We start from the raw sequence: 19,303 nt of genomic DNA on the forward strand, positions 1-19,303 counted from the left end.
CGATCGGGCGTGCCGGCTGCGCCGACGGGGATTAGCCTGGCCGCATGCCGATCGCACAGCCCGCTGCCCCGGTGACTCTCGAGGGGATCGAGCTCCGGGTGCTCCACCTGCCGCTCGTGTCGCCGTTCACGACGTCGTTCGGGACGGAGACCGTCCGTGAGGTCATCGTCGTGCGCGCGCTGACCGCCGACGGCGACGGCTGGGGCGAGATCGTCACCCAGGATGCTCCGCTGTATTCGAGCGAGTACACGCAGGGCGCGTGGGATGTTGCCCTCCGATTCCTCATCCCTGCGCTGCTGGACCGCCACACGGTGGCTCCCGGGCACGTGGCCGAGACCCTCGCGCCGTTCGTCGGCCACCGGATGGCGAAAGCGGGTCTTGAACTCGCGGTTCTGGATGCCGCGCTCCGGTCCGTCGGGGTCCCGCTCGGCGCCCACCTCGGCGCCGTGCGCGACCGCGTCCCCTCGGGGGTATCGGTCGGCATCCAGACCGACCCGGCGGCCCTTGTCGAGGCGGTCGGCGGCTACCTGGATGACGGGTATGTGCGCATCAAGATCAAGATCAAGCCCGGCCGGGACATAGCCGACACCGCCGCGGTCCGGGATGCGTTCGGTGCGATCCCCCTGCAGGTCGACGCGAACTCCGCGTACACGCTCGCGGATGCCGACACTCTTGCCGAGCTCGACCGTTTCGACCTGCTGCTGATCGAGCAGCCGCTGCAAGAGGACGATCTGGTCGATCACGCGGCGCTGGCGGCACGGCTGCGCACCCCGGTGTGTCTGGATGAGTCCATCGTGTCGGCCAAGGCGGCCGCCGACGCCCTCGCACTGGCATCGGCATCCATCATCAACATCAAGGCGGGCCGGGTCGGCGGCTACCTGGAGGCGGTCCGTATCCATGACCTCTGTCGCGCCGCGGGTGTGCCCGTCTGGTGCGGCGGCATGCTCGAGACCGGGATCGGTCGCGCGGCCAATGCCGCACTGGCGGCCCTGCCCGGTTTCGCTCTGCCCGGCGATGTGTCGGCATCCTCCCGGTTCTATGAGCGCGACATCGTCACCGAACCCGCCGTACTCGAGGACGGTCACGTTCGGGTTCCGACCGGTCCGGGACTGGGTGTCGAGATTGATCCGGTCGCGCTGGAGGACATGACTGTTGCCCGCGAGGTGCTGCGGCGGTGACTGCGCTCCGCGATCGTGGCGGTCGCGCGCTCCGGTGCGTGGCGACCCTCGCGCTCGCGGGAGCGGCGTCAGCGATCCTCGCGGCCTGCACGCCGCCTCCTGGCCCGTCCGGCGCCGGGCTGCCCGAGGGGGTGAGTGTGCGCTTCATTCAGCAGCGCTCCGATGTCGCGCTGCGCCAGGCCCAGGTCGAGGTCACGAACGCGACCGACGAGGTTCTGGTCGTCGACGACCTCCTCGTGTCCGACGAACGCTTCGCCGCGGATGCAGAGCGGGTGCTGGACCGGCCCAGTCGGATCGCCCCGGGAGTCACTGTCGGCATCCGCATCCAGCTGCCGGACCCCGACTGCGGCGCGCCCGATGACGGCGAGTCACGCGTGAGCTTCGCCTACGAGACGGGCGATGGCCGCGGTGAGGCGGTCGCCCCGCTCCCCGACGTGCTCGATGTGGTCCCCGGTCTGCACGCCCGAGAGTGCCTCGAGGAGGCTCTCGGCGCCGTGGCGGCCGTCACGATCGCCGGTTTCGGCGCCGATGCCGAGACCGGCCCCGGGATGCTGCGGCTTCGGGTCGAGCCGACGGGCGCGGGTGGGGCAGCTCTTCGCGCGATCCGGCCGACGAATCTGCTCGGCTTCGGCAACGCAGACCCAGACGGTACCGCGGCGCTCGGGGTCGCCCTGACCCCGGGCGACCGGGCTGTCCGGGAGATTGCGATCCCGATCGAGCCGTTCCGCTGCGATGCCCATGCCGTGCAGGAGGACAAACGCGGGACGATCTTCACGCTCGACGTCGTCGTCGGTGAGCGATCGGGCCAGATCCAGCTCGCGGCCGACCCGGACCTGCGTGCCACGATGCTGAGCTGGGTCGCCCAACGGTGTGGGTTCGCCTGATCTCGCACTCTTGCGGCGCGCTCCCCGGGTCGCCAGACTCGAAGCGGGAGCCGATCACCGCCGATCACCGCGCCGTGGTGCTCCCGGGGAGAGGAAGAACAATGAAGACCCGAATCGCTGGCGCCGCGCTCATGCTCGGCGTCGGAGCCTTCGCTCTCACCGGGTGTGTGAACCCGGTCGAGCAGCTGATCAACAACACTGTCGAGGATGTCGTCGAAGGCGCCACCGGCGTCGACATCGATGCGGGCGGCGGGGCGAGTGTGCCCGAGGGCTTCCCCTCCGACATTCCCCTTCCGTCCGGTTCCCCCCTCGTTGCGCTCGCGGTGGACGGTGGCTACACGGTCACCTACACCGTGCCGAGCGTCGCCGACGGCGAGAGCATCATCGAGCAGTTGAAGTCCCAATACACAACAGACTCCGAGTCCGACTTCGGCGGGATGAAGATCTGGTCGTTCACGGGCCCGGACTACACCGTCGGAGTGACGCTGCTCGAGCAGGAGGATGGCACGGCGCAGCTGCTGTACGTGGTCGCACCGGTCGCTCAGTAGGCCGGCCGAGGGTCACCTTCCCGAGCGGGCGTCCACGCGGCGGCGGAGCGCGGCCGATAGAATGGCCGGATGTCGCGGCATCCGCGATATCCTCGCGCGCAGCGCATCCCCGACCCAGGAGTCTCTCTGTGGCCGAGCAGTCCCGTCTCGACAAAGTGATCGCCCTCGCCCGTCATCGCGGGTTCGTCTTCCAAGCGGGCGAGATCTACGGCGGATCCCGGTCGGCCTGGGACTACGGTCCGTTGGGCACCGAGCTCAAGGAGAACATCCGCCGGCAGTGGTGGCAGACCTTTGTGCGCGGCCGCGGCGACATGGTGGGGCTCGATTCGTCGATCATCCTGCCCAAGCGCGTGTGGGAGGCATCCGGTCACGTCGCGACCTTCACCGACCCACTCGTCGAGTGCCTGCAGTGCCACAAGCGCTTCCGCGCCGACAACCTCATCGAGGACTTCGAGGCACGCAAGGGTCGCGCAGCCGAGAACGGTCTCGCCGATATTCCGTGCCCGAACTGTGGCACGAAGGGGCAGTACACCGAGCCCAAGGCGTTCTCGGGTCTGGTGAAGACCTACCTCGGTGTCGTGGACGACGAGTCCGGCCTGCACTACTTACGTCCCGAGACCGCGCAGGGAATCTTCGTGAACTTCACGAACGTGCTCACCGCGAGCCGTAAGAAGCCCCCGTTCGGGATCGGTCAGGTCGGCAAGGCCTTCCGCAACGAGATCACGCCCGGCAACTTCATCTTCCGCACGCGCGAGTTCGAACAGATGGAGATCGAGTACTTCACCGCGCCCGCCGAGGCGCAGGAGTGGTTCGAGCACTGGGTCGAGGCGTGCTGGAACTGGTTCACCGACCTCGGGATCGATCCGGCGAACATGCGCCGCTACGACGTGCCCGAAGAGGATCGTGCTCACTACTCGGCGGGCACGATCGACGTCGAGTACCGGTTCGGGTTCCCGGGCAAGGAGTGGGGCGAGCTCATGGGCGTCGCCAACCGCACCGACTACGACCTGAAGAGCCACAGCGAGGCATCCGGCCAGAGCCTGACGTACTTCGACCAGGCTTCGGGTGAGAAGTACATCCCCTATGTCATCGAGCCTTCGTTCGGCTTGACCCGTTCGATGATGGCTTTCCTGGTCGATGCCTACCGCGAAGAAGAGGTGCCCAACGCCAAGGGCGGCACCGACACGCGCACGGTGCTGCGGCTCGATCCGCGCCTGGCCCCCGTCAAGGTCGCCGTGCTGCCGCTCTCACGCAACGAGGCCCTGTCGCCACTTGCCCGCGGGCTCGCCGACCGCCTGCGCGGGCACTGGGCCGTCGACTTCGACGACGCCGGCGCGATCGGGCGCCGTTACCGCCGTCAGGACGAGATCGGCACGCCCCTGTGCGTCACGGTCGACTTCGACTCCCTCGACGATGACGCCGTGACGGTGCGCGACCGCGACACGATGGCACAGGAGCGCGTGCCGCTGGAGAACCTCGACGCCTACCTCGGCGAGCGCCTGCGCGGCGCGTGACGACACCGCGGTGCGAGGGGATCACGCTCATCCCGTGACGGTGATCCGCACGTTCTCGTCGCCGCCGCCCATCGCGAACGCGTAGGTCTTCTCGAGGATGCCGCGCAGCACCGTTTCGTCCACCGTCGTGAGGTCAGAGATGTACAGGCATCCGACGCCCGTCTTGTGAGGACCCAGCCTTGCGAGCGCATCGGCGTGGGCCTGGGTCGAGGTCAGGTAGATCGTCGACGCGCTCCTGCGGGGTGCGAAAGCGAGGAGGGCCATATCGCCCTCGTTCCCGGTCGGGTAGCGATAGTGGCAGCTGCCGAACCCGATGATCGTTCCCCACAACTGAGGATCGTGCCCCGTGATCGCGCTCATGATGCCGATCAGAGTGTCGGCGTCGCGCTGGCGCCGCGCCGGCGTGACACCCGCGATGAACCCGGCGACGCTTCCTGCTGTCGGCTTCACGGTCAGCTCTTCTTCGCGGCGGCTTTCATCGCCTTCTTGTATTCGCGGACCTTCGCGAGGGACTCCGGACTGGTGATGTCGGCCACGCTCCGGAAGGAGCCCTCCTCCCCGTAGGGGGCCGAGGCCTCGCGCCATCCGTCGCCGGTGAAGCCGTACTGCTTGCCCAGCAGTGCGAGGAAGATCTTCGCTTTCTGCTCCCCGAACCCGGGCAGCTTCTTCAGGCGGGCCAGGACCTCGGCCCCGTCGGGGTCACCCTTGGTCCAGATCGCGGCGGCATCGTCATCCCAGTCGGTCGCGACGGTCTCGCACAGCGTCTGCACCCGCCCCGCCATCGACCCCGGGAAACGGTGGACCGCAGGAGTCTCGCGGAACACGTCGACGAGCGCCTCCGGATCGTACGCGGCGAGGGCGGATGCCGACAGCGACCCCGTGCGCTCCTGGATCTTCTTTGGACCGGTGAACGCGGTTTCCATCGCGATCTGCTGATCCAGCAGCATCCCGATCAACAGAGCCAGCGGATCGTCGCTGAGCAGACGATCGGCGGCGTCATCACGCGTGATGTGCAGCTCCATGTCCACAGTCTTCCATGCCACGCCCGCGGGCCCGAGACACGGGGATTCGCTCGAGCCGAGGATGCGTCGTCCCCGGATGCCCTCGCGCGGGCCGCGGCTCCTCGCCTCGGTGCGCGAGGAGCTGGTGCGCGGGAGGCTGGTGCGCGGGAGGCCGCTGCGCCGGCGTGGGATACCCACGGATGCGGGAGGATGGGGGAATGGCCGAATCCGCGTTCGAGAAGCTCGTTGCCCGCGCGAGATCGGAGCAGGTGGTCGTGGTCGGCGGCGGCGTCGCGGGCCTGGTCGCGGCGCTCGAGTGCGCGAAGGTCGGGTTGCGGGTCACGCTGTTGGAGGCATCCGGCCGAATCGGGGGCGCCGTCGCCGAGGGGGAGGTCGCGGGCCGGCGCGTCGCTCTCGGAGCGACCGGGTGGGCAACGCGCGGCGGCGCCGTAGACGCTCTCGTCACCGAGCTGGGCCTCGGCGGTGAGATCGTCGAACCGGCCAACGCGGATGTCTGGGTCGCGACACCCGCGGGAGTGCTGCCCTTCCCGTCGGACACCGTCGCCGGCATCCCTGCCAACCCGTGGCACCCTGCGGTGCGCCGCATCATCGGGTGGGCAGGCACATGGCGTGCCTACCTCGACAGGCTGCGGCCCCCACTGACCATCGGACAGGAGCACGACCTCGGGGCGCTGGTGCGCCGTCGCATGGGCGCTCTTGTGCACGATCGGCTTGTTGCCCCGTTGACGCGGGGCCGGTACGGGCTTGCGCCGAGCGCGGTGGATGTCAGCGCGATCGCCCCCGGTCTGAGCGCTGCCCTCACGCGCACCGGTTCGCTCGCCGGGGCGGCGGGGGAGCTGACCTCGGTGGCCGCCGAACGTGATGACCCACCCATCCGGGGACTTGCCGGAGGTGTCCCGCGCCTCGTGGATGGGCTTGCCGCTCGTCTGCACGATTACGAGGTCACGGTGAGCACCGGCTCCCGTGTCTCGGACGTCGCGCACGCCGGCCACACCTGGACGGTGACGGTGGAGACGGACGGTGGCGTGCAGCGGATGCCCGCGGATGCCGTCATCCTCGCGACCGGAGCCGCTGAGGCTGCGCGCCTCGCGCCGTTCGAGATCCCGGAGGTGCTGCGGACAGAACTCGTGCAGGATGTCGTCACCCTCGTGGCGGCAGTCCCGCCATCCGTGCCGCCTCGTACGACCGTGTTCGCACTGGACCCCGAGACCGCGCCGGTCGCCGTATCCGACGAGACGGCGCGCTGGGAGCCGGCAGGGACCGCGCCGCGCACAGTTCGCCTCACCTACGGAGCCCTGGATGTCGCGGGTCCCGTTGCTGCGCTGTCGGACGATGCGGCCCTCGCGCGGGCAGCCGAGGATGCCCAGACACTGCTCGGCATTCCTGCCAGCGCAGTGGTCGGCGCCCGACGCGACCGGTGGACGCAGCCGCCGAGCGCCCTCCTGCGGGGGCGCAGCGACGCCGTGGAGACGCTGCGCCGTCGGGGTGAGAGCGCCCGCGGGCTTGCGTTGGTCGGGGCGTGGGTCGCTGGACCCGGCCTCGCGCGCGTCGTCGCGCACGCGCGCGAGGAGGCCGAACGGCTTCGTGTCAACCTCCTGTGGGAGACGCATGCCGATGGCGTTACGCTGGGAACGGACCACCCGCTCGACAAGCGTGAGGAGACCCCATGAGGGGCAAAGCAGGACTCGTCGTCGGACTCGCCGTGGGCTACGTGCTCGGATCGCGTGCCGGTCGCGAGAGGTACGAGCAGATCAAGGCGCAAGCGCTGAAGGTGTGGAACCTCGACCCGGTACAGAAGCAGGTCGGCAAGGCGAAGGAGTTCGCCAAGACCAGTGCGATGGCGCTGCCGAGCACGCTGTGGGATTCGGCGGTCAAGGTCACGAAGGCCGCCACCTCGAAGGGAACACCCGGCGAGCGCCTGGATGCTGCCGTGAAGGCGGGCAAGGATTCTGTCGACGCTGTCAGCAGTGCGGCCGATACGTCGGCCGAGGCGGTCAAGCAGGCCGCCGACGAGGCGATCGATGACATCGCCAAGGCTGCCGGCAAGGAGTGACATGACGGCCCCTCGAGAGTTCCGTGACCGGGCGAACGACTCGCTGCTCACACTTCTCGGAGAGCTTCCCGAGCTCATCCGGAACCTGATCGTCGCCGAGGTCGATGCGGCCAAGGCGTGGGCGCGCCAAGCGGGAAAGGATGCCGGCGTCGGCGTCGCGCTGTTCCTTGTCGCCCTGTTCCTGCTGTTCTGGTCGCTTCCCGTATTCGGCACGTTCCTCATCGCAGGACTCTCGTCCTGGTGGCCTGTGTGGCTGTCAGCGCTCGTGGTGTTCGGCGTCCTGCTGGTGGTCACGATGCTGTTCGCGCTGCTCGGGGTGCTCCGGTTCCGCAAGCTCACCCGTCGACGCAACCCCGCCCAAGCCGTCGCCCACGACATCAAGGAGATCCGCGATGAGCTCTGAGATCGGTGTCCCCCGCACCGCGGTTGACCTCTCGCTGACCGACCCGGTCGAGAAGGCGCGCGCCGAGTTGAAGGCCGCGCTGGCCGCGATCGAAGATAAGACGAACGTGCCGCGGCAGCTGTCGAAGGCCACCGACACCGCGATCCTGAGACTGCGTCGATTCTCGCGGGAGCACCCGGTCGCAACGGTCGGTCTCGCCGTTGTCAAAGCGGCCGCGGTGGGCGCACTGGTGTGGTGGGGCGTCAACTCCTACGTCAACAAGTAGCGCCGCGGTCACCACGAGGTGACCATCTCGTGACCTTCTGCCCGCGACATTGCGTGAGCCAGGGGGCTATGCTCGGACAACAGGCAGCGCGATGATGCGGAGGCTGCCGACGACGTGGATGTACCCGCACCGTGACCCGAGGTGCCACGTCGATCGGCTGCCCGAACGTCGGGCGGTCGATTCCGCATCGACGAGTCGATCATGAACCGAGCAGCGACAGATACCGCCACGAAGCCACTCTCCGGGTGGCGCGTTCTGGTCCCCCGCGGGGGACCCTGGGGGGACTCCGTGGCCGCCACGCTGCGCCGTCAGGGCGCCGTGCCGGTTATCGCGCCACTGATCAACTTCGCACCGACGACCGACCACACGGAACTGGAGTCTGCCCTCGCGGCGCTCGCCGACGGTGCGTTCGACTGGGTCACGCTCACGAGCGCGACGACGGTCGATGTGCTCTACGCGTACCGTGCCGTCATCCCCCCGCGCACCAAAGTCGCCGCTGTCGGCGAGACGACTGCCGCAGCGCTGCAGGCTGTCGGATATCGGGTCGATCTGGTACCCGACCTCGACAACTCCGCTGCCGGGCTCGCCGAACAGATGATTGCGCTCGAACCCGAGCCGCGCGACATCCTGACCCTGCGCAGCGAGACCGCCAAGCCCGTGCTGACCGGGAGGCTTACCGAGGCCGGTCATCGGGTGCGCAGCGTCGTGGCCTATCGCACCGTGGGCGTCCCGGTCACCGATCGCATCGCCAACGACGTGCGCAGCGGACGCATCAACGCCATCCTCATCACGAGTGGTTCGGTCGCCGAGCAAGTGCGAGAGCAGTTCCCGGAGATCCCCCCGTCAACCGTGATGGCCGCTATCGGCCCGCGGACGGCCACCGACGCTCAGGCCGCCGGACTCACGGTCGACGGTGTTGCAGACCGGCAGACCGTCGACGCTCTCATCGAGGTCGTCGCCCGGTTCCCGCTCCTCTACGCGACCGACGAAGCGGCTCCCTGACCCGCTGTCGCGACCTGCCAGAGGGCAGCGGTGCGGATGCCGAGCCCGAGCCGAGCGGCCGCACGCAACTGCTCGATCGTGTCCACGTCGCGGCGGGCGGTCCACGCTCCGGGGCGCCCGTCGTCGGTGACCAGTGCGGGGGCGAGATCCGAGAACCCGGCGGCCAGATGCCGCGCGAAAGAGCCGGCGCCGAACGCGGGCGACAGCGTCCCGGCAGCGGTCCGCGTGATCAGCGTCGTGCCCGTGCCCTCCGCGTCTGCCAGGGCACCGGCATCCTCACCGCGCGCCGCGTCCAGCACCATCGAGAGGTGATCGGAGCGAAGCGCAGGAAGGTCCCCGAGCATCGCCGCTCTCGGCCTTGCCGGGTCCGTCGCGGCAAGGCCCGCTGTCACGGCGCCGTTCAGTCCGGTCCCCGGGTCGGTGACGACCTCGCAGTGCTCAGGAAGAGCCTCGGCGATCAGGGTGTCCGACGTCACGACAATGACGCGCGCGACAGCGCGGCACTCTCGCGCTGCGACGATCGTGTCGATCCCGATCGATCGTGCGAGCTCTGCACGATCGACGCCGGGCACCACGAGTCGGCTCTTGCCGGCACCGCCCCGGACCGGGACGACGATGCTCCAGTCGTTCATGTCCCTAGACGCTCGCGCAGGCGGGGGAGGATGTCGCGCCGGTAGCGCTCGATGAACTCTGCCTGATCGTGCCCCGGATCGTGGAACACGAGGTGGCGGAAGCCGCGCTGGGCGACCTCGACGATGCGCTCGACGTGCTCGTCGGGGTCGGACGAGACGATGAACCGCTTCGCGACCCGCTCGATGGGCAGCTCCGCTGCCCGGCGCTGCATCTCGATCGGGTCGTGGATGCCGACCTTCTCGTCCGGGCTCAGTGCGAGCGGTGCCCAGAACCTGGTGCGCTCCAGCGCCTCGTCGGGATCGGGGTGGTACGAGACCTTCACCTCGATGAGCGTGTCGATGTCCTCGCGCGTGCGTCCCGACTTCTCCAGTCCCTCATCCAGGGCCGGGAGGAGGGTGTCGGTGTACAGTGCCGGGTCCTTGCCGCTGGTGGTGATGAATCCGTCGGCGACACGGCCTGCCAGGCGGGTGGCAGCGGGGCCGGCGGCACCGATGTACACCGGCACCGGGGTATCGGGACGGTCGTAGATGGTTGCATCGCGCACCTGCCAGAACTCACCCTCATAGCTGACACGCTCGCCGGTCCACAGCTTCTCGAGGAGCGCCAGGGACTCCTTGAGGCGCCGGAAGCGCTCCGGCGGCTCGGGCCAGGGGATGCCGAGGGTCACCTCGTTCAGGGACTCTCCCGTGCCCACCCCCAGGATGATGCGCCCCGGGTACATCACCCCGAGCGTCGCGAACGCTTGCGCGATCACACCCGGGTGATAGCGGAACGTCGGCGTCAGCACCGAGGTTCCGAGGAGGACGCGGGAGGTGCGGGCGCCGACCGCTCCCAGCCACGGGATCGCTGCCGGGGCGTGCCCGCCCTCGTGCATCCAGGGCTGCAGGTGATCGGACACGAACACCGAGTCGAAGCCTGCGTTCTCGGCATCCACCGCGAAGTCGGCGAGCTCGTTCGGACCGAACTGCTCCGCGGATGCCTTGTATCCCAGGCGCAGGGGGATCGTCATGGCGTGGTGCTCCTCTCGGTGGCGGGTTCGCGCAGGAATTCCGTTCCGTCGGCGGCGCGTAGCTGGGCGCGGAACTCGGTGACGGTACCGGGCCACAGCAATGTGAGGCGGCCGGATCTCTCATCGACGTACCAGCTGCGGCATCCGCCGGTGACCCAGGCCGTCGTTCTGGATCGCCGCACGATCATGTCGGTGTACGCCTGCTCGGCGACCGGATCGGGCCGAAGAATCGCGCCGGTCGGCCGCGCGGCGATGGTGCGCGCGGCATAGGCGGCCTGTTCCTCCAGCATGAGGAGCGAGGAGTTGTGGCCGAGGGAGGCGTTGGGTCCGTTGAGGATGAACAGGTTGGGGAAGCCGCTGACGATGGTCGACAGCGCGGAAGACATGCCGGTCGCCCAGTGCTCGTCGAGGGAGATTCCGTCTTCTCCCGTGATGAGGTCGGCATACGGTTGGCGGGTCGCGCGGAACCCCGTGGCAAGGACGACGGCGTCGACCGTGTGCCGTCGACCGCTCGCCGCGACCAGCGTGTCGGCGTCGGCGCGCGCCAGTGCCGACGGTTCGAGGGTCACGGCATCCGAGGCCACGGCCGGGTAGAAGTCGTCGGAGAGCAGCACCCGCTTGCAGCCGAACGCGTAGTTCGGAGTCAGCGACGCGCGCAACGCCGGGTCCGTCACGTGCGCGCGCAGGTGTGCGAGCGCCTGGTCGGATGCCGCGGCCGCCGCTGCGGCATCCCCTGCTCGCGACGCGTGCCGTGCTTCGCCCTCCTGAAAGAGGTCCTCGCGCAGCGCGGCAAGCACATCGGGGCGTGATGCGAACCGGCGACGCTCCGCATCCGTGTAGGTTCTGCCGCCGCGGGGAAGCACCCAGGGGGCCGAGCGTTGGAACAGTGTCACCGCCGCGCCACGGCGCACGAGCTCGGGCACCATCTGCACTCCGCTTGCGCCGGTGCCGACGACGGCGATCCGCGTGCCGGCGACCGCCAGCGTCGGATCCCAGCGGGCTGAGTGCACGACGGGCCCGGGAAAGGCCGCGAGCCCGTGCACCTGCGGAATCGACGGCTCCGTGAGCCTGCCGCACGCGAGGATCAGCATCCGTGCTCGACGCGCACCTCTCGTGGTCTGCAAAGCCCACGCGTCGCCGTCCCAGTGGGCTTCCACGAGCGCGGTGTCGAAACGGATGCGACCGTCGATGCCGGTCGAGGCGGCGACGCGGCGCAGATAGGCCTGGATCTCGGCTCCGGGCGCGAACTCACGCGACCAGTGCGGCCACGGGTGGCGCGCGAGCGTATAGAGGTGCGCCGGCACGTCACACGCCACACCCGGGTAGGTATTGTCGCGCCACGTGCCGCCCAGGTCTCCCGCGCGCTCCAGGATGACCACGTCGGCGATCCCCGCCGCCTCCAGCTCCAGCGCCGCGGCGATTCCGGCAAAGCCGGCTCCGACGACGACGACCTCGTGCTCGGCGGTCACTGCGGCACCCCGTTGCGCGCGGGGCCGCTGCGCGACTCGGCATCCCGGTAGTCCGTCGTCCGGCGCCGCAGCGGGCGCATGAGGCGCTGGGCGATGCGCTGAGCCTGCGCGACGGGCAGCTCCCGCCCATACTCGACGCCGGCACGCGGAAGCACGCGGCCGTCCAGAAGCGTTCCGCCGAGGTCGTCGGCGCCCGAACGCAGGAGGACCGGGAGGGTCTCGGGATCCAGGCGAGGCCATGGCGCCTGGATGTGGGAGATCACCCCCGACAGCAGCAGGCGCGAGACCGCGACCATCGCGCGATGCTCGTCGACCGGGGACCTACCCTCCGCGAGGGGAACGCCGTACCCGGGCAGCGGAATCGGCACGAACTCCGTGAACCCGCCCGTTTCGTGCTGGAGACGGCGAAGGGCCTGAAGGTGCGCTATGCGGTCCGCCGCCGATTCCACATGGCCGTAGAACAGCACGGATGTCGACCGCAGCCCCGCGCCGTGCGCGGCGCGGATCGCGGCGATCCATCGCTCGATGGGGATGTCGGTCGGAGCGACGCGGGCGCGGATGTCGTCGTCGAGGACCTTCACGCCGGTGCCGGGAACCGTGTCGACGCCCGCGGCCTTGAGCGCGCGGTACGCCTCGTCGATCGACAGTCCGCTGCGATCGGCGAGATCCCACACATCCTGCGGACGGAACGCGTGCAGGTGCAGTGTCGGCGCCGCATCCGCGAGAGTCCGGATGAGCTCGGTGTACGACTCCGGGTCGCCCGGGATCATGCCCTGGACGCACAGTTCGGTCACGCCGAGATCCGCGGCATCTCGTGCGATCGTCGCGGTGTCCGCGAGCGTGAACGTCTCGCGGTCCGGGTCGTCGCTGTCGAGAACGCTTCGCAGTCCCGTCGTGGTGAGGTTGCGGTTGACGACGACGCTGATCGCCTCCCCCACCGTGTACCGCCGCACATCGTCCGCCGCGCGAACGACGGCGTCGAGATCTGCGCCGGTTGCGGTGAGCAACCGCTCCCACTCCGCCGGGGCGAGGGACGCGGGATCGGTGGCGGCCTCCGTGATGAGCCCGTCGAGCGACGCGCGCCGAGGATGGCCCGCCGTTCGTGCCGTGGCGGGCCTGACCTCGCCGGATCGTGCGAGGCCTGTCACCGGGTCGGCGAGTGCGGCGACCTCGGCATGAAGCTCGGGGGCGATCCAGGTCTGGGGGTCCCGCACGTACTCAGGATGCGCGGTGAGACGCTCCCGCAGGTCGAAGCCGAGCTCTGCCGTGTGCGCGGCCAGGTCGTCCAGGTGCGGCCACGGGCGCTCGGGATTCACATGGTCGGCGGTGACGGGGGAGACGCCGCCCCAGTCATCCGCCCCCGCACGTACGAGCAGAGCGAACTCGGCCGGGTCGCTCAGGTTGGGGGGTACCTGGATGCGGGCGCGAGCGCCCATCGCGAGACGCGCGGCCGCGACCGCGGCGACGTACTCCTCCAGCTCCGCGTCCGCCGCATCCCGCATCGCCGTTCCCGGCTTGGCGCGGAAGTTCTGCACGATGATCTCCTGCAGATGTCCGTGCCGGCGGTGCGCGTCCCGGAGGGCAAGCAGGGACTCGGCCCGGTCGGCGATCGTCTCGCCGATCCCGACCAGGATGCCGGTCGTGAACGGGATGCGGTGGATGCCGGCATCCTCGATCACCCGGAGACGGGTCGCGGGATCCTTGTCGGGGGAGCCGTAGTGCACCTGGCCGGGCGTCTCGAAAAGATGCCGGGACGTCGTCTCGAGCATCATGCCCATCGACGGTCCGACCGGGCGCAGTCGCTCAAGCTCGTCGGCGCTCATGACGCCGGGATTGAGGTGCGCGAGCATTCCGGTCTCGGCCGTGATGAGCGCCGCCACGTGTCCGACGTAGTCGAGCGTCGAGGCGAACCCGTGGTCGTCGAGCCATCGGCGGGCTTCGGGCCATCGGTGCTCGGGGCGATCGCCGAGCGTCAGGAGGGCCTCCTTGCACCCGTGACGCTGACCCGCGCGGGCCACCGCGAGGACCTGCTCTGGACTCATGAACACGGGCTTGCCCGCCCGCTGCAGCTGTCCAGGGGTGTCCACGAACACGCAGTAATGGCACCGGTCCCGGCAGAGCGTGGTCACGGGGATGAACACCTTGCGGGAGTATGTGACGACTCCCGGGCGACCCGCCTCACGCAGGCCGCGGTCGCGCAGCTCACCGGCAACATCGAGCACGGCATCCAGGTCCGACCCTCGCGCGGAGAGCACCGCGATCACGTCCTCGCGGGTGAGGTCCTCATCTACCTCGGCTCGTGAGAGGGCGTCGGCGAGGCTCGCGGCAGGGGGGCGAGTCGGTGTCCGATTGAGCGTGCCCACCACCCCAGTGTTGCACCGTCGCCGGGGTGGGTGGCCAGCCGGGTCACGCGCTCCCCTTGGAGGCAGCATGCAGATGGATCGTTGCGGGCTTGTAAGCAAACTCCCCGCGTCGCGTCGAAGGGCGCTGGCAAACTAGCCTCATGGTCACGCTCCTGCTCGACTCCTCCCAGCTGGAGGTGGCGCTGTCGGGCTCGGAACGGCTTCTTACATTCCGTCGTCAGAATGTAGACGTCCCTCGAGACACGATCGCGAAGGTCCAGCTGACCGACGACGTGTGGACCTGGCTTCGGGGAGTCCCCAGTCCCGGGACTCACGTGCGCGGCGTCATCGCGATGGGCACGTGGAAGTCGGCGGGCAACGACGACTTCGTCGTCGTGCGGGGGCGGCGTCCGGGTGTTGTCATCGATCTTGACGGCCACCCCGAATACCAGCGGATCGTCCTCACGACCCGCCACGGCCTCGCGCTCGTGCAGGCGCTACGCCTCGACGTCGACGGACCCGCCGAAGACGTGGCCGACATCGTCAGCTGACGTCGCGCCGCCAGCTGACGACATAGCCGAGTACGAGGAGCACTGCCGCGTAGGCGAGCAGAACGGCACCGCCGGCCCACCAGTCGAGCCCGCCTGATGCGCCTGCTCCCGCGACCTGGAAGATGCTCGACCCGACGAGGGCATCGCTGGCCGCGCCGGGAAGGTAGTTCGTGACAGTGTCGAGTCCGTCGACGAACGCGCCGGCGGTGCGCGCGATCGGCTCGAGGAACTGCGTGAACACGAGCACGCCGACGACAGCCGCGACCTGATTGCGCACGAGCACGCCGACGCCGATCCCGACGATCACCCAGATCGTCAGTGCCAGGACGAGACGGCCGATGAGCGCCCAGGTTGCCGCCGCGCCGAGGTCGGTCTCGAGCCCGAACACCGCGAGCACGCCCGCCGAGGGAGCCACCGATGACAGCGCGCCGACGATTCCGAACGCGACGCCGATCAGGAGGCCCGCGACAACCTTCGCCCACAGGACGGTTCCTCGTCGAGGTGTCGTCAGGAACGTCGCGGTGAGGGTCTTGTGGCGAAACTCGGCGGTCACCATGAGGGTGCCGAGGATGAGCGGGACAACGTACCCGATGCTTGCCGCCAGCGAGTACAGCACCGACGCGAGGCCCTCGGAGGGAACCGGCGCGCCGTCATTGGGTAGAGTCCCGCTGCTCACGGCGCCGAAGACGAACGCGAGCGAACCCGCCGTCGCGGCGACGTAGAGGACGAGGACGAGTCCGAGTATCCACCACATCGAGGTGGAGAAGAGCTTCGTGAACTCCGAGCGGGTCACCGCGGCGACGGTCATCGGGCTCCCCCTTCCAGGGCGTCGTCGGATCTCGCTTCGCTGATGCCCGCCGACACCGCAGGCTCCGTGTCGCGGATCAGCGGAGGCCGCACGCCGTTGACGTAGTCGAGGAAGATCTCCTCGAGCGCGGGGCCGCGGTCGGTGAGCGCCGACAGGGCGATCCCCGCGGAGGCGGCGATCGCTCCGACGCCGGCGGCGTCAAGACCCCGCACCTGGATGCCGGTGCGCAGCTGTTCACACGGCAGTGCAGCTGCCTCCAGGGCAGCGAGGAGCGCGTCGCGGTCCGGGGCGTCGACCAGCGTGACCGGCTCGTCCTGATGGGCGAGATCGGCAAGTGAGCCCTCGAAGACGAGGCGCCCGCCGGAGACGATGAGCGCGGCATCGACCGTCTGCTGTACTTCGCCGAGCAGGTGGGACGACACCAGGATCGTCCGTCCCTCGGCGGCGAGCGTCCGCAAGAAGACCCGCATCCATCGGATGCCCTCGGGGTCCAGTCCGTTCGTCGGTTCGTCCAGCACGAGCACGCCGGGATCACCGAGCAGGGCGAACGCGAGCCCGAGTCGCTGGCGCATGCCGAGGGAGTAGCCGCCCACCTTGCGGCCGGCCGCGTCGGCCAGGCCCACCAGCCCCAGAACCTCGTCGACGCGCGCGCGAGGGATGCCCGCGGCGTGCGCGTAGACCGCCAGGTGGGAGGCGCCCGTTCGGCCGGGGTGGAACCCTGTCGCCTCGAGCACGGCACCGACGGTGCGCAGCGGGTCGGCGAGTTCGTCGTAGCGGCGTCCGCCGATCGTCGCGGAGCCTGCGGTCGGGCGGATCAGCCCCAGCAGCATCCGCAGCGTCGTCGTCTTGCCGGCCCCGTTGGGCCCGAGAAACGCGGTGATGCGTCCGGGGTGGATGCGGCAGGTGAGATCGGCAACCGCCGGGATCGCCCCGAAGCGCTTGGTGAGCCCCGAGAACTCCAGAACCTGTCCGTCGGGCATGAAGAGCGGCCTCTCTACGAGTGGATTGCGCACCAGTCTGGCCGACAGGTCCACCGGCGATGCGGCACCACGCCCGAGCGTCGCCCAAGCCGGCTCCCGGCTGCAGATTCGTGTCGCTAACGTGGACCCGTGGAGACGGCGCCGACGAAGGTGGATTCCGAGCGGCGTGGCCGGATCGGCATCCTGACCCTGCAACGTCCGCGTGCCCTGAACGCCCTCGACCTCGAGATGGTGCGGGATCTGACCGCCGCGCTGGATCGGTGGGACCGGGATGACCGCATCGACGCGGTTGTGCTCCGCGGCGCGGGTGATCGCGGGTTCTGCGCGGGGGGCGATGTCCGAGGACTGTACGACACCCTCACGGGCGAGCACCCGGAGCAGGTCGACACGTTCTTCCGCGCCGAGTACGCCCTCAACGCGCGCATCGCGGAGTATCGGCATCCGATCGTCGCGTTCGCGGACGGGATCACGATGGGCGGTGGCATCGGCCTCGCCGGGCACGCGTCGCACCGCGTGGTCACAGAGCGCTCGGTGCTCGCGATGCCCGAGACGCGGATCGGGTTCACGCCCGACGTCGGCGGATCGTGGCTCCTGGCTCGCACGCCTGGCCGCATCGGAGAGTACCTGGCGCTGACGGGCCAGTCGGTGGGGGCAGCCGACGCGATCGCGGCAGGCCTCGCCGATCACCACGTCCCGAGCGGTCGGCTCGACGGGCTGCTGTCGGACCTGGCCGGCGGCGTCGACCTCGAACGGGCAATAGGTGCGGTAGCCATCGATCCGGCTCCCGGGCGCCTGCACGTGGACCGCCCGTGGATCGATGTCGCGTTCGCGCAGCACACGGTCGCCGACATCGTCGATGCCCTCCGAGAGCGACCCGAGGATGCCGCACAGGACACCGCCGCCCAGCTGGAGTCGCTTCCTCCGACGGCGCTCGCGGTCACGCTGGAGGCCGTCCGGCGGGCGCGGGAGCTTCCCGACATCCGGTCAGCGCTGACGCAGGAGTTCGGCCTCGTCATGTGGTTCGCTATGACGCAGCCGGACCTCATCGAGGGAATCCGCGCGCAGCTGGTCGACAAGGATCGCTCGCCGCGCTGGAGTCCCGGGACGCGTGAGGAGCTCGACGATGACCTTCTCGACCAGGCTTTCGCGTTCACACCGCCCGTGCCGCTGGGGCTCTGACGGCGCGGCCACGTCGGCGGGGGAGCTTCAGTCGATCAGGCCGAACAGCTCCAGCGGATGCGTCAGCCTCCACCACGGCGAGGGCTGCTCGATCTCGCTCGTCAGTGCGGCCTCAACAGTCGTGGAACCGAGTGGACCGCTGAGAGTGAACGTTCCCGCGGGTGACCCGGCATCCCACTCGCCGACGGTGAGTGCGGCAGTGGAGCTGGACGCAGCCCCGTTCCAGAGCACGACGGTCGCGTCGGTTGCGGTACGGATCTCCGGTGCTGACCCCCACGCCGTCTGGATGGTTCCGACGACGGTTCCGGCGGGGACGACGTAGGGCGTTGTCAGCTCCGCCTCGAGCTGCGCGAGCAGGGATCGTGCCGCGCTGTCGCGCTCCTCATCCGTCGGCTGCGCGAGCACCGTGGCGTACATCCGCACCGTCGTGTCGCCGAGCATGACGTCCTTCGCGGTGGCCAGGTCGTCAACCTCGCGGCCGTTCACGAACAGGGTTCCCGTCTTGATCCCGACAACGCCCGGATCGGCCAGCAGATCATTCGTGTTCTCGACCTCGCCGGCGCCCGGGAGTGTGACGACGGGTGTCGCAACGATCTCGGCGATGACCGGGTTCGCCATGGCTTTGCGGCTGAGCGCGATGACTCCCGCGGGGGTGCCCACGTTGTCGGCGTCGATGCCCGTGGGTTCCACGACGGTGATGCCGCTGATGCCGTGGGTTCTGAGCCAGTCAGCGGCGGCGCTCTCGAAGACGGCGTCAGTGGGCCAGAACTGGTCGGCCAATCGCGACGCGTAGTTGTTCGCCGACCCGATCAGCATCCCCTGGAGCATCTGGTACTCGGTGAGCGATTCGCCGACCGGGACGTCGAGAGCTGATTCGCCGCGTGCTCGGTAGTTCCAGTACGTCGATCTGTCTCGCGAGCCGAAGGCGTACTCCGGGCCGCTCTCGCCGATCGCGAGAGGCTGTCGATCGAGCACCATGAGCGCCGTGACGAGCTTCGTGATGCTCGCGAGAGGCGCCTCCTCGCTCGTCGAGGCGATCGTGCCGTCGGGTGCCGTCGACTCGAACCCGTCGACGGCGACCGCTGCAGATCCTTCGGCAGGCCATGCCGGTGCGGCGAGAGAGGCGGTCATCGGCGCCACCTCGGCGGACTGCGCGGTCGGCATCACCGCGGTCAGTGGCCACAGCAGCGTGACCCCCGCGTATGCCGCGACGACGGCGAGGACGATGAGCGTCGGCCCGATGACGGTCCCGCGAAGCAGTGAGCGGCGCGGCATCCCCTCCAGCAGATCGCCGGGGTCCGAGTCGCTCACCGGTCGACGTGGGCCGGCGGGGCTCGCAGGCCGAGCCCACTGCAGGGCCGCGGTGTCCGAGCGCTGCACGGCGGCGCTCGCGGCCGCACCTGAGACCGCATCGGTGTCGGTCGGGCCGGGAGCGGTGGGCGCTTCCGTGTCAGTCATCCCGC

General features: G+C 69.7%; 20 protein-coding genes. 11 read left to right on the forward strand and 9 right to left on the reverse strand.

Going from position 1 to position 19,303, the window contains the following annotated elements; genetic code table 11:
- Positions 1-44: 44 nt before the first annotated feature.
- The 4 genes from menC to ACSGC5_RS00130 all read left to right on the forward strand — a co-directional run bounded on the left by menC (position 45) and on the right by ACSGC5_RS00130 (position 4,124).
- A complete protein-coding gene (gene menC, locus ACSGC5_RS00115) occupies positions 45-1,178 on the forward strand; it encodes an o-succinylbenzoate synthase (RefSeq protein ID WP_434968596.1) in 1,134 nt (377 codons plus the stop codon).
- Positions 1,179-1,216: 38 nt separating this feature from the next.
- A complete protein-coding gene (locus tag ACSGC5_RS00120) occupies positions 1,217-2,062 on the forward strand; it encodes a hypothetical protein (protein ID WP_434968597.1) in 846 nt (281 codons plus the stop codon).
- A gap of 101 nt (positions 2,063-2,163) precedes the next feature.
- Positions 2,164-2,610, forward strand: a complete 447-nt coding sequence (locus tag ACSGC5_RS00125) for a hypothetical protein (RefSeq protein WP_434968598.1) — start codon at positions 2,164-2,166, stop codon at positions 2,608-2,610.
- A gap of 128 nt (positions 2,611-2,738) precedes the next feature.
- A complete protein-coding gene (locus ACSGC5_RS00130; protein ID WP_434968599.1) occupies positions 2,739-4,124 on the forward strand; it encodes a glycine--tRNA ligase in 1,386 nt (461 codons plus the stop codon).
- 27 nt (positions 4,125-4,151) lie between these two features.
- On the opposite strand, the gene ACSGC5_RS00135 is transcribed toward ACSGC5_RS00130, so the two are convergent.
- Both ACSGC5_RS00135 and ACSGC5_RS00140 read right to left on the reverse strand, forming a co-directional pair.
- Entirely contained in the window at positions 4,152-4,574 is a 423-nt protein-coding gene (locus ACSGC5_RS00135) for a DUF1801 domain-containing protein (RefSeq protein WP_434968600.1), read from the reverse strand.
- 2 nt (positions 4,575-4,576) lie between these two features.
- Positions 4,577-5,146 carry an HhH-GPD-type base excision DNA repair protein gene (locus ACSGC5_RS00140; RefSeq protein WP_434968601.1) on the reverse strand — a complete coding sequence of 190 codons (570 nt, stop codon included), beginning with the start codon at positions 5,144-5,146 and terminating at the stop codon, positions 4,577-4,579.
- 197 nt (positions 5,147-5,343) lie between these two features.
- Here ACSGC5_RS00140 and ACSGC5_RS00145 point away from each other — a divergent pair, with 197 nt between their 5' ends.
- From ACSGC5_RS00145 to ACSGC5_RS00165, 5 genes are all read left to right on the forward strand, one after another.
- Complete coding sequence (locus ACSGC5_RS00145) at positions 5,344-6,816, forward strand: protoporphyrinogen/coproporphyrinogen oxidase (RefSeq protein ID WP_434968602.1); 1,473 nt, start codon at positions 5,344-5,346, stop codon at positions 6,814-6,816.
- On the forward strand, positions 6,813-7,199 hold the full coding sequence (locus tag ACSGC5_RS00150) for a hypothetical protein (RefSeq protein ID WP_434968603.1): 387 nt from the start codon (positions 6,813-6,815) through the stop codon (positions 7,197-7,199). The genes ACSGC5_RS00145 and ACSGC5_RS00150 overlap by 4 nt, the downstream gene beginning before the upstream one ends.
- 1 nt (position 7,200) lies before the next feature.
- Entirely contained in the window at positions 7,201-7,602 is a 402-nt protein-coding gene (locus ACSGC5_RS00155) for a phage holin family protein (protein WP_434968605.1), read from the forward strand.
- Positions 7,592-7,867 (forward strand): hypothetical protein, encoded by a 276-nt coding sequence (locus ACSGC5_RS00160; protein WP_434968606.1) that lies wholly within the window; start codon positions 7,592-7,594, stop codon positions 7,865-7,867. The genes ACSGC5_RS00155 and ACSGC5_RS00160 overlap by 11 nt, the downstream gene beginning before the upstream one ends.
- Positions 7,868-8,068: 201 nt before the next feature.
- Positions 8,069-8,869, forward strand: a complete 801-nt coding sequence (locus tag ACSGC5_RS00165) for a uroporphyrinogen-III synthase (RefSeq protein ID WP_434968607.1) — start codon at positions 8,069-8,071, stop codon at positions 8,867-8,869.
- On the opposite strand, the gene cofC is transcribed toward ACSGC5_RS00165, so the two are convergent.
- Genes cofC through cofG form a run of 4 tightly spaced genes read right to left on the reverse strand, consistent with a single transcriptional unit; the run spans position 8,842 to position 14,343 of the window.
- On the reverse strand, positions 8,842-9,501 hold the full coding sequence (cofC, locus tag ACSGC5_RS00170) for a 2-phospho-L-lactate guanylyltransferase (protein ID WP_434968608.1): 660 nt from the start codon (positions 9,499-9,501) through the stop codon (positions 8,842-8,844). The genes ACSGC5_RS00165 and cofC overlap by 28 nt on opposite strands.
- On the reverse strand, positions 9,498-10,511 hold the full coding sequence (gene fgd / locus ACSGC5_RS00175; RefSeq protein WP_434968609.1) for a glucose-6-phosphate dehydrogenase (coenzyme-F420): 1,014 nt from the start codon (positions 10,509-10,511) through the stop codon (positions 9,498-9,500). The genes cofC and fgd overlap by 4 nt, the downstream gene beginning before the upstream one ends.
- On the reverse strand, positions 10,508-11,980 hold the full coding sequence (locus tag ACSGC5_RS00180; RefSeq protein ID WP_434968610.1) for a flavin-containing monooxygenase: 1,473 nt from the start codon (positions 11,978-11,980) through the stop codon (positions 10,508-10,510). Before ACSGC5_RS00180 ends, fgd begins: the two co-directional genes overlap by 4 nt.
- Positions 11,977-14,343, reverse strand: a complete 2,367-nt coding sequence (cofG, locus tag ACSGC5_RS00185; RefSeq protein ID WP_434968611.1) for a 7,8-didemethyl-8-hydroxy-5-deazariboflavin synthase CofG — start codon at positions 14,341-14,343, stop codon at positions 11,977-11,979. Before cofG ends, ACSGC5_RS00180 begins: the two co-directional genes overlap by 4 nt.
- Positions 14,344-14,483: 140 nt before the next feature.
- Between cofG and ACSGC5_RS00190 the strand changes: the two genes are divergently transcribed.
- The gene (locus tag ACSGC5_RS00190) at positions 14,484-14,873 is read left to right on the forward strand and encodes a hypothetical protein (protein WP_434968612.1); all 390 of its coding nucleotides are present in this window, start codon (positions 14,484-14,486) and stop codon (positions 14,871-14,873) included.
- On the opposite strand, the gene ACSGC5_RS00195 is transcribed toward ACSGC5_RS00190, so the two are convergent.
- Both ACSGC5_RS00195 and ACSGC5_RS00200 read right to left on the reverse strand, forming a co-directional pair.
- Positions 14,866-15,681 carry an ABC transporter permease gene (locus ACSGC5_RS00195; protein ID WP_434968613.1) on the reverse strand — a complete coding sequence of 272 codons (816 nt, stop codon included), beginning with the start codon at positions 15,679-15,681 and terminating at the stop codon, positions 14,866-14,868. The genes ACSGC5_RS00190 and ACSGC5_RS00195 overlap by 8 nt on opposite strands.
- Positions 15,678-16,661: an ABC transporter ATP-binding protein gene (locus ACSGC5_RS00200; protein ID WP_434968614.1), complete on the reverse strand. Its 984-nt coding sequence runs from the start codon at positions 16,659-16,661 to the stop codon at positions 15,678-15,680. Before ACSGC5_RS00200 ends, ACSGC5_RS00195 begins: the two co-directional genes overlap by 4 nt.
- 129 nt (positions 16,662-16,790) lie before the next feature.
- On the opposite strand from ACSGC5_RS00200, the gene ACSGC5_RS00205 reads away from it, so the two are divergent.
- Positions 16,791-17,840 (forward strand): enoyl-CoA hydratase/isomerase family protein, encoded by a 1,050-nt coding sequence (locus ACSGC5_RS00205; protein WP_434968615.1) that lies wholly within the window; start codon positions 16,791-16,793, stop codon positions 17,838-17,840.
- Between the two features lie 27 nt (positions 17,841-17,867).
- Here the strand turns inward: ACSGC5_RS00205 and ACSGC5_RS00210 are convergent, their stop codons facing one another.
- Positions 17,868-19,298 (reverse strand): D-alanyl-D-alanine carboxypeptidase family protein, encoded by a 1,431-nt coding sequence (locus ACSGC5_RS00210; protein ID WP_434968616.1) that lies wholly within the window; start codon positions 19,296-19,298, stop codon positions 17,868-17,870.
- Positions 19,299-19,303 lie beyond the last annotated feature (5 nt).

The organism is Microbacterium sp. bgisy207 (assembly GCF_965345035.1).
GTDB lineage: Bacteria > Actinomycetota > Actinomycetes > Actinomycetales > Microbacteriaceae > Microbacterium.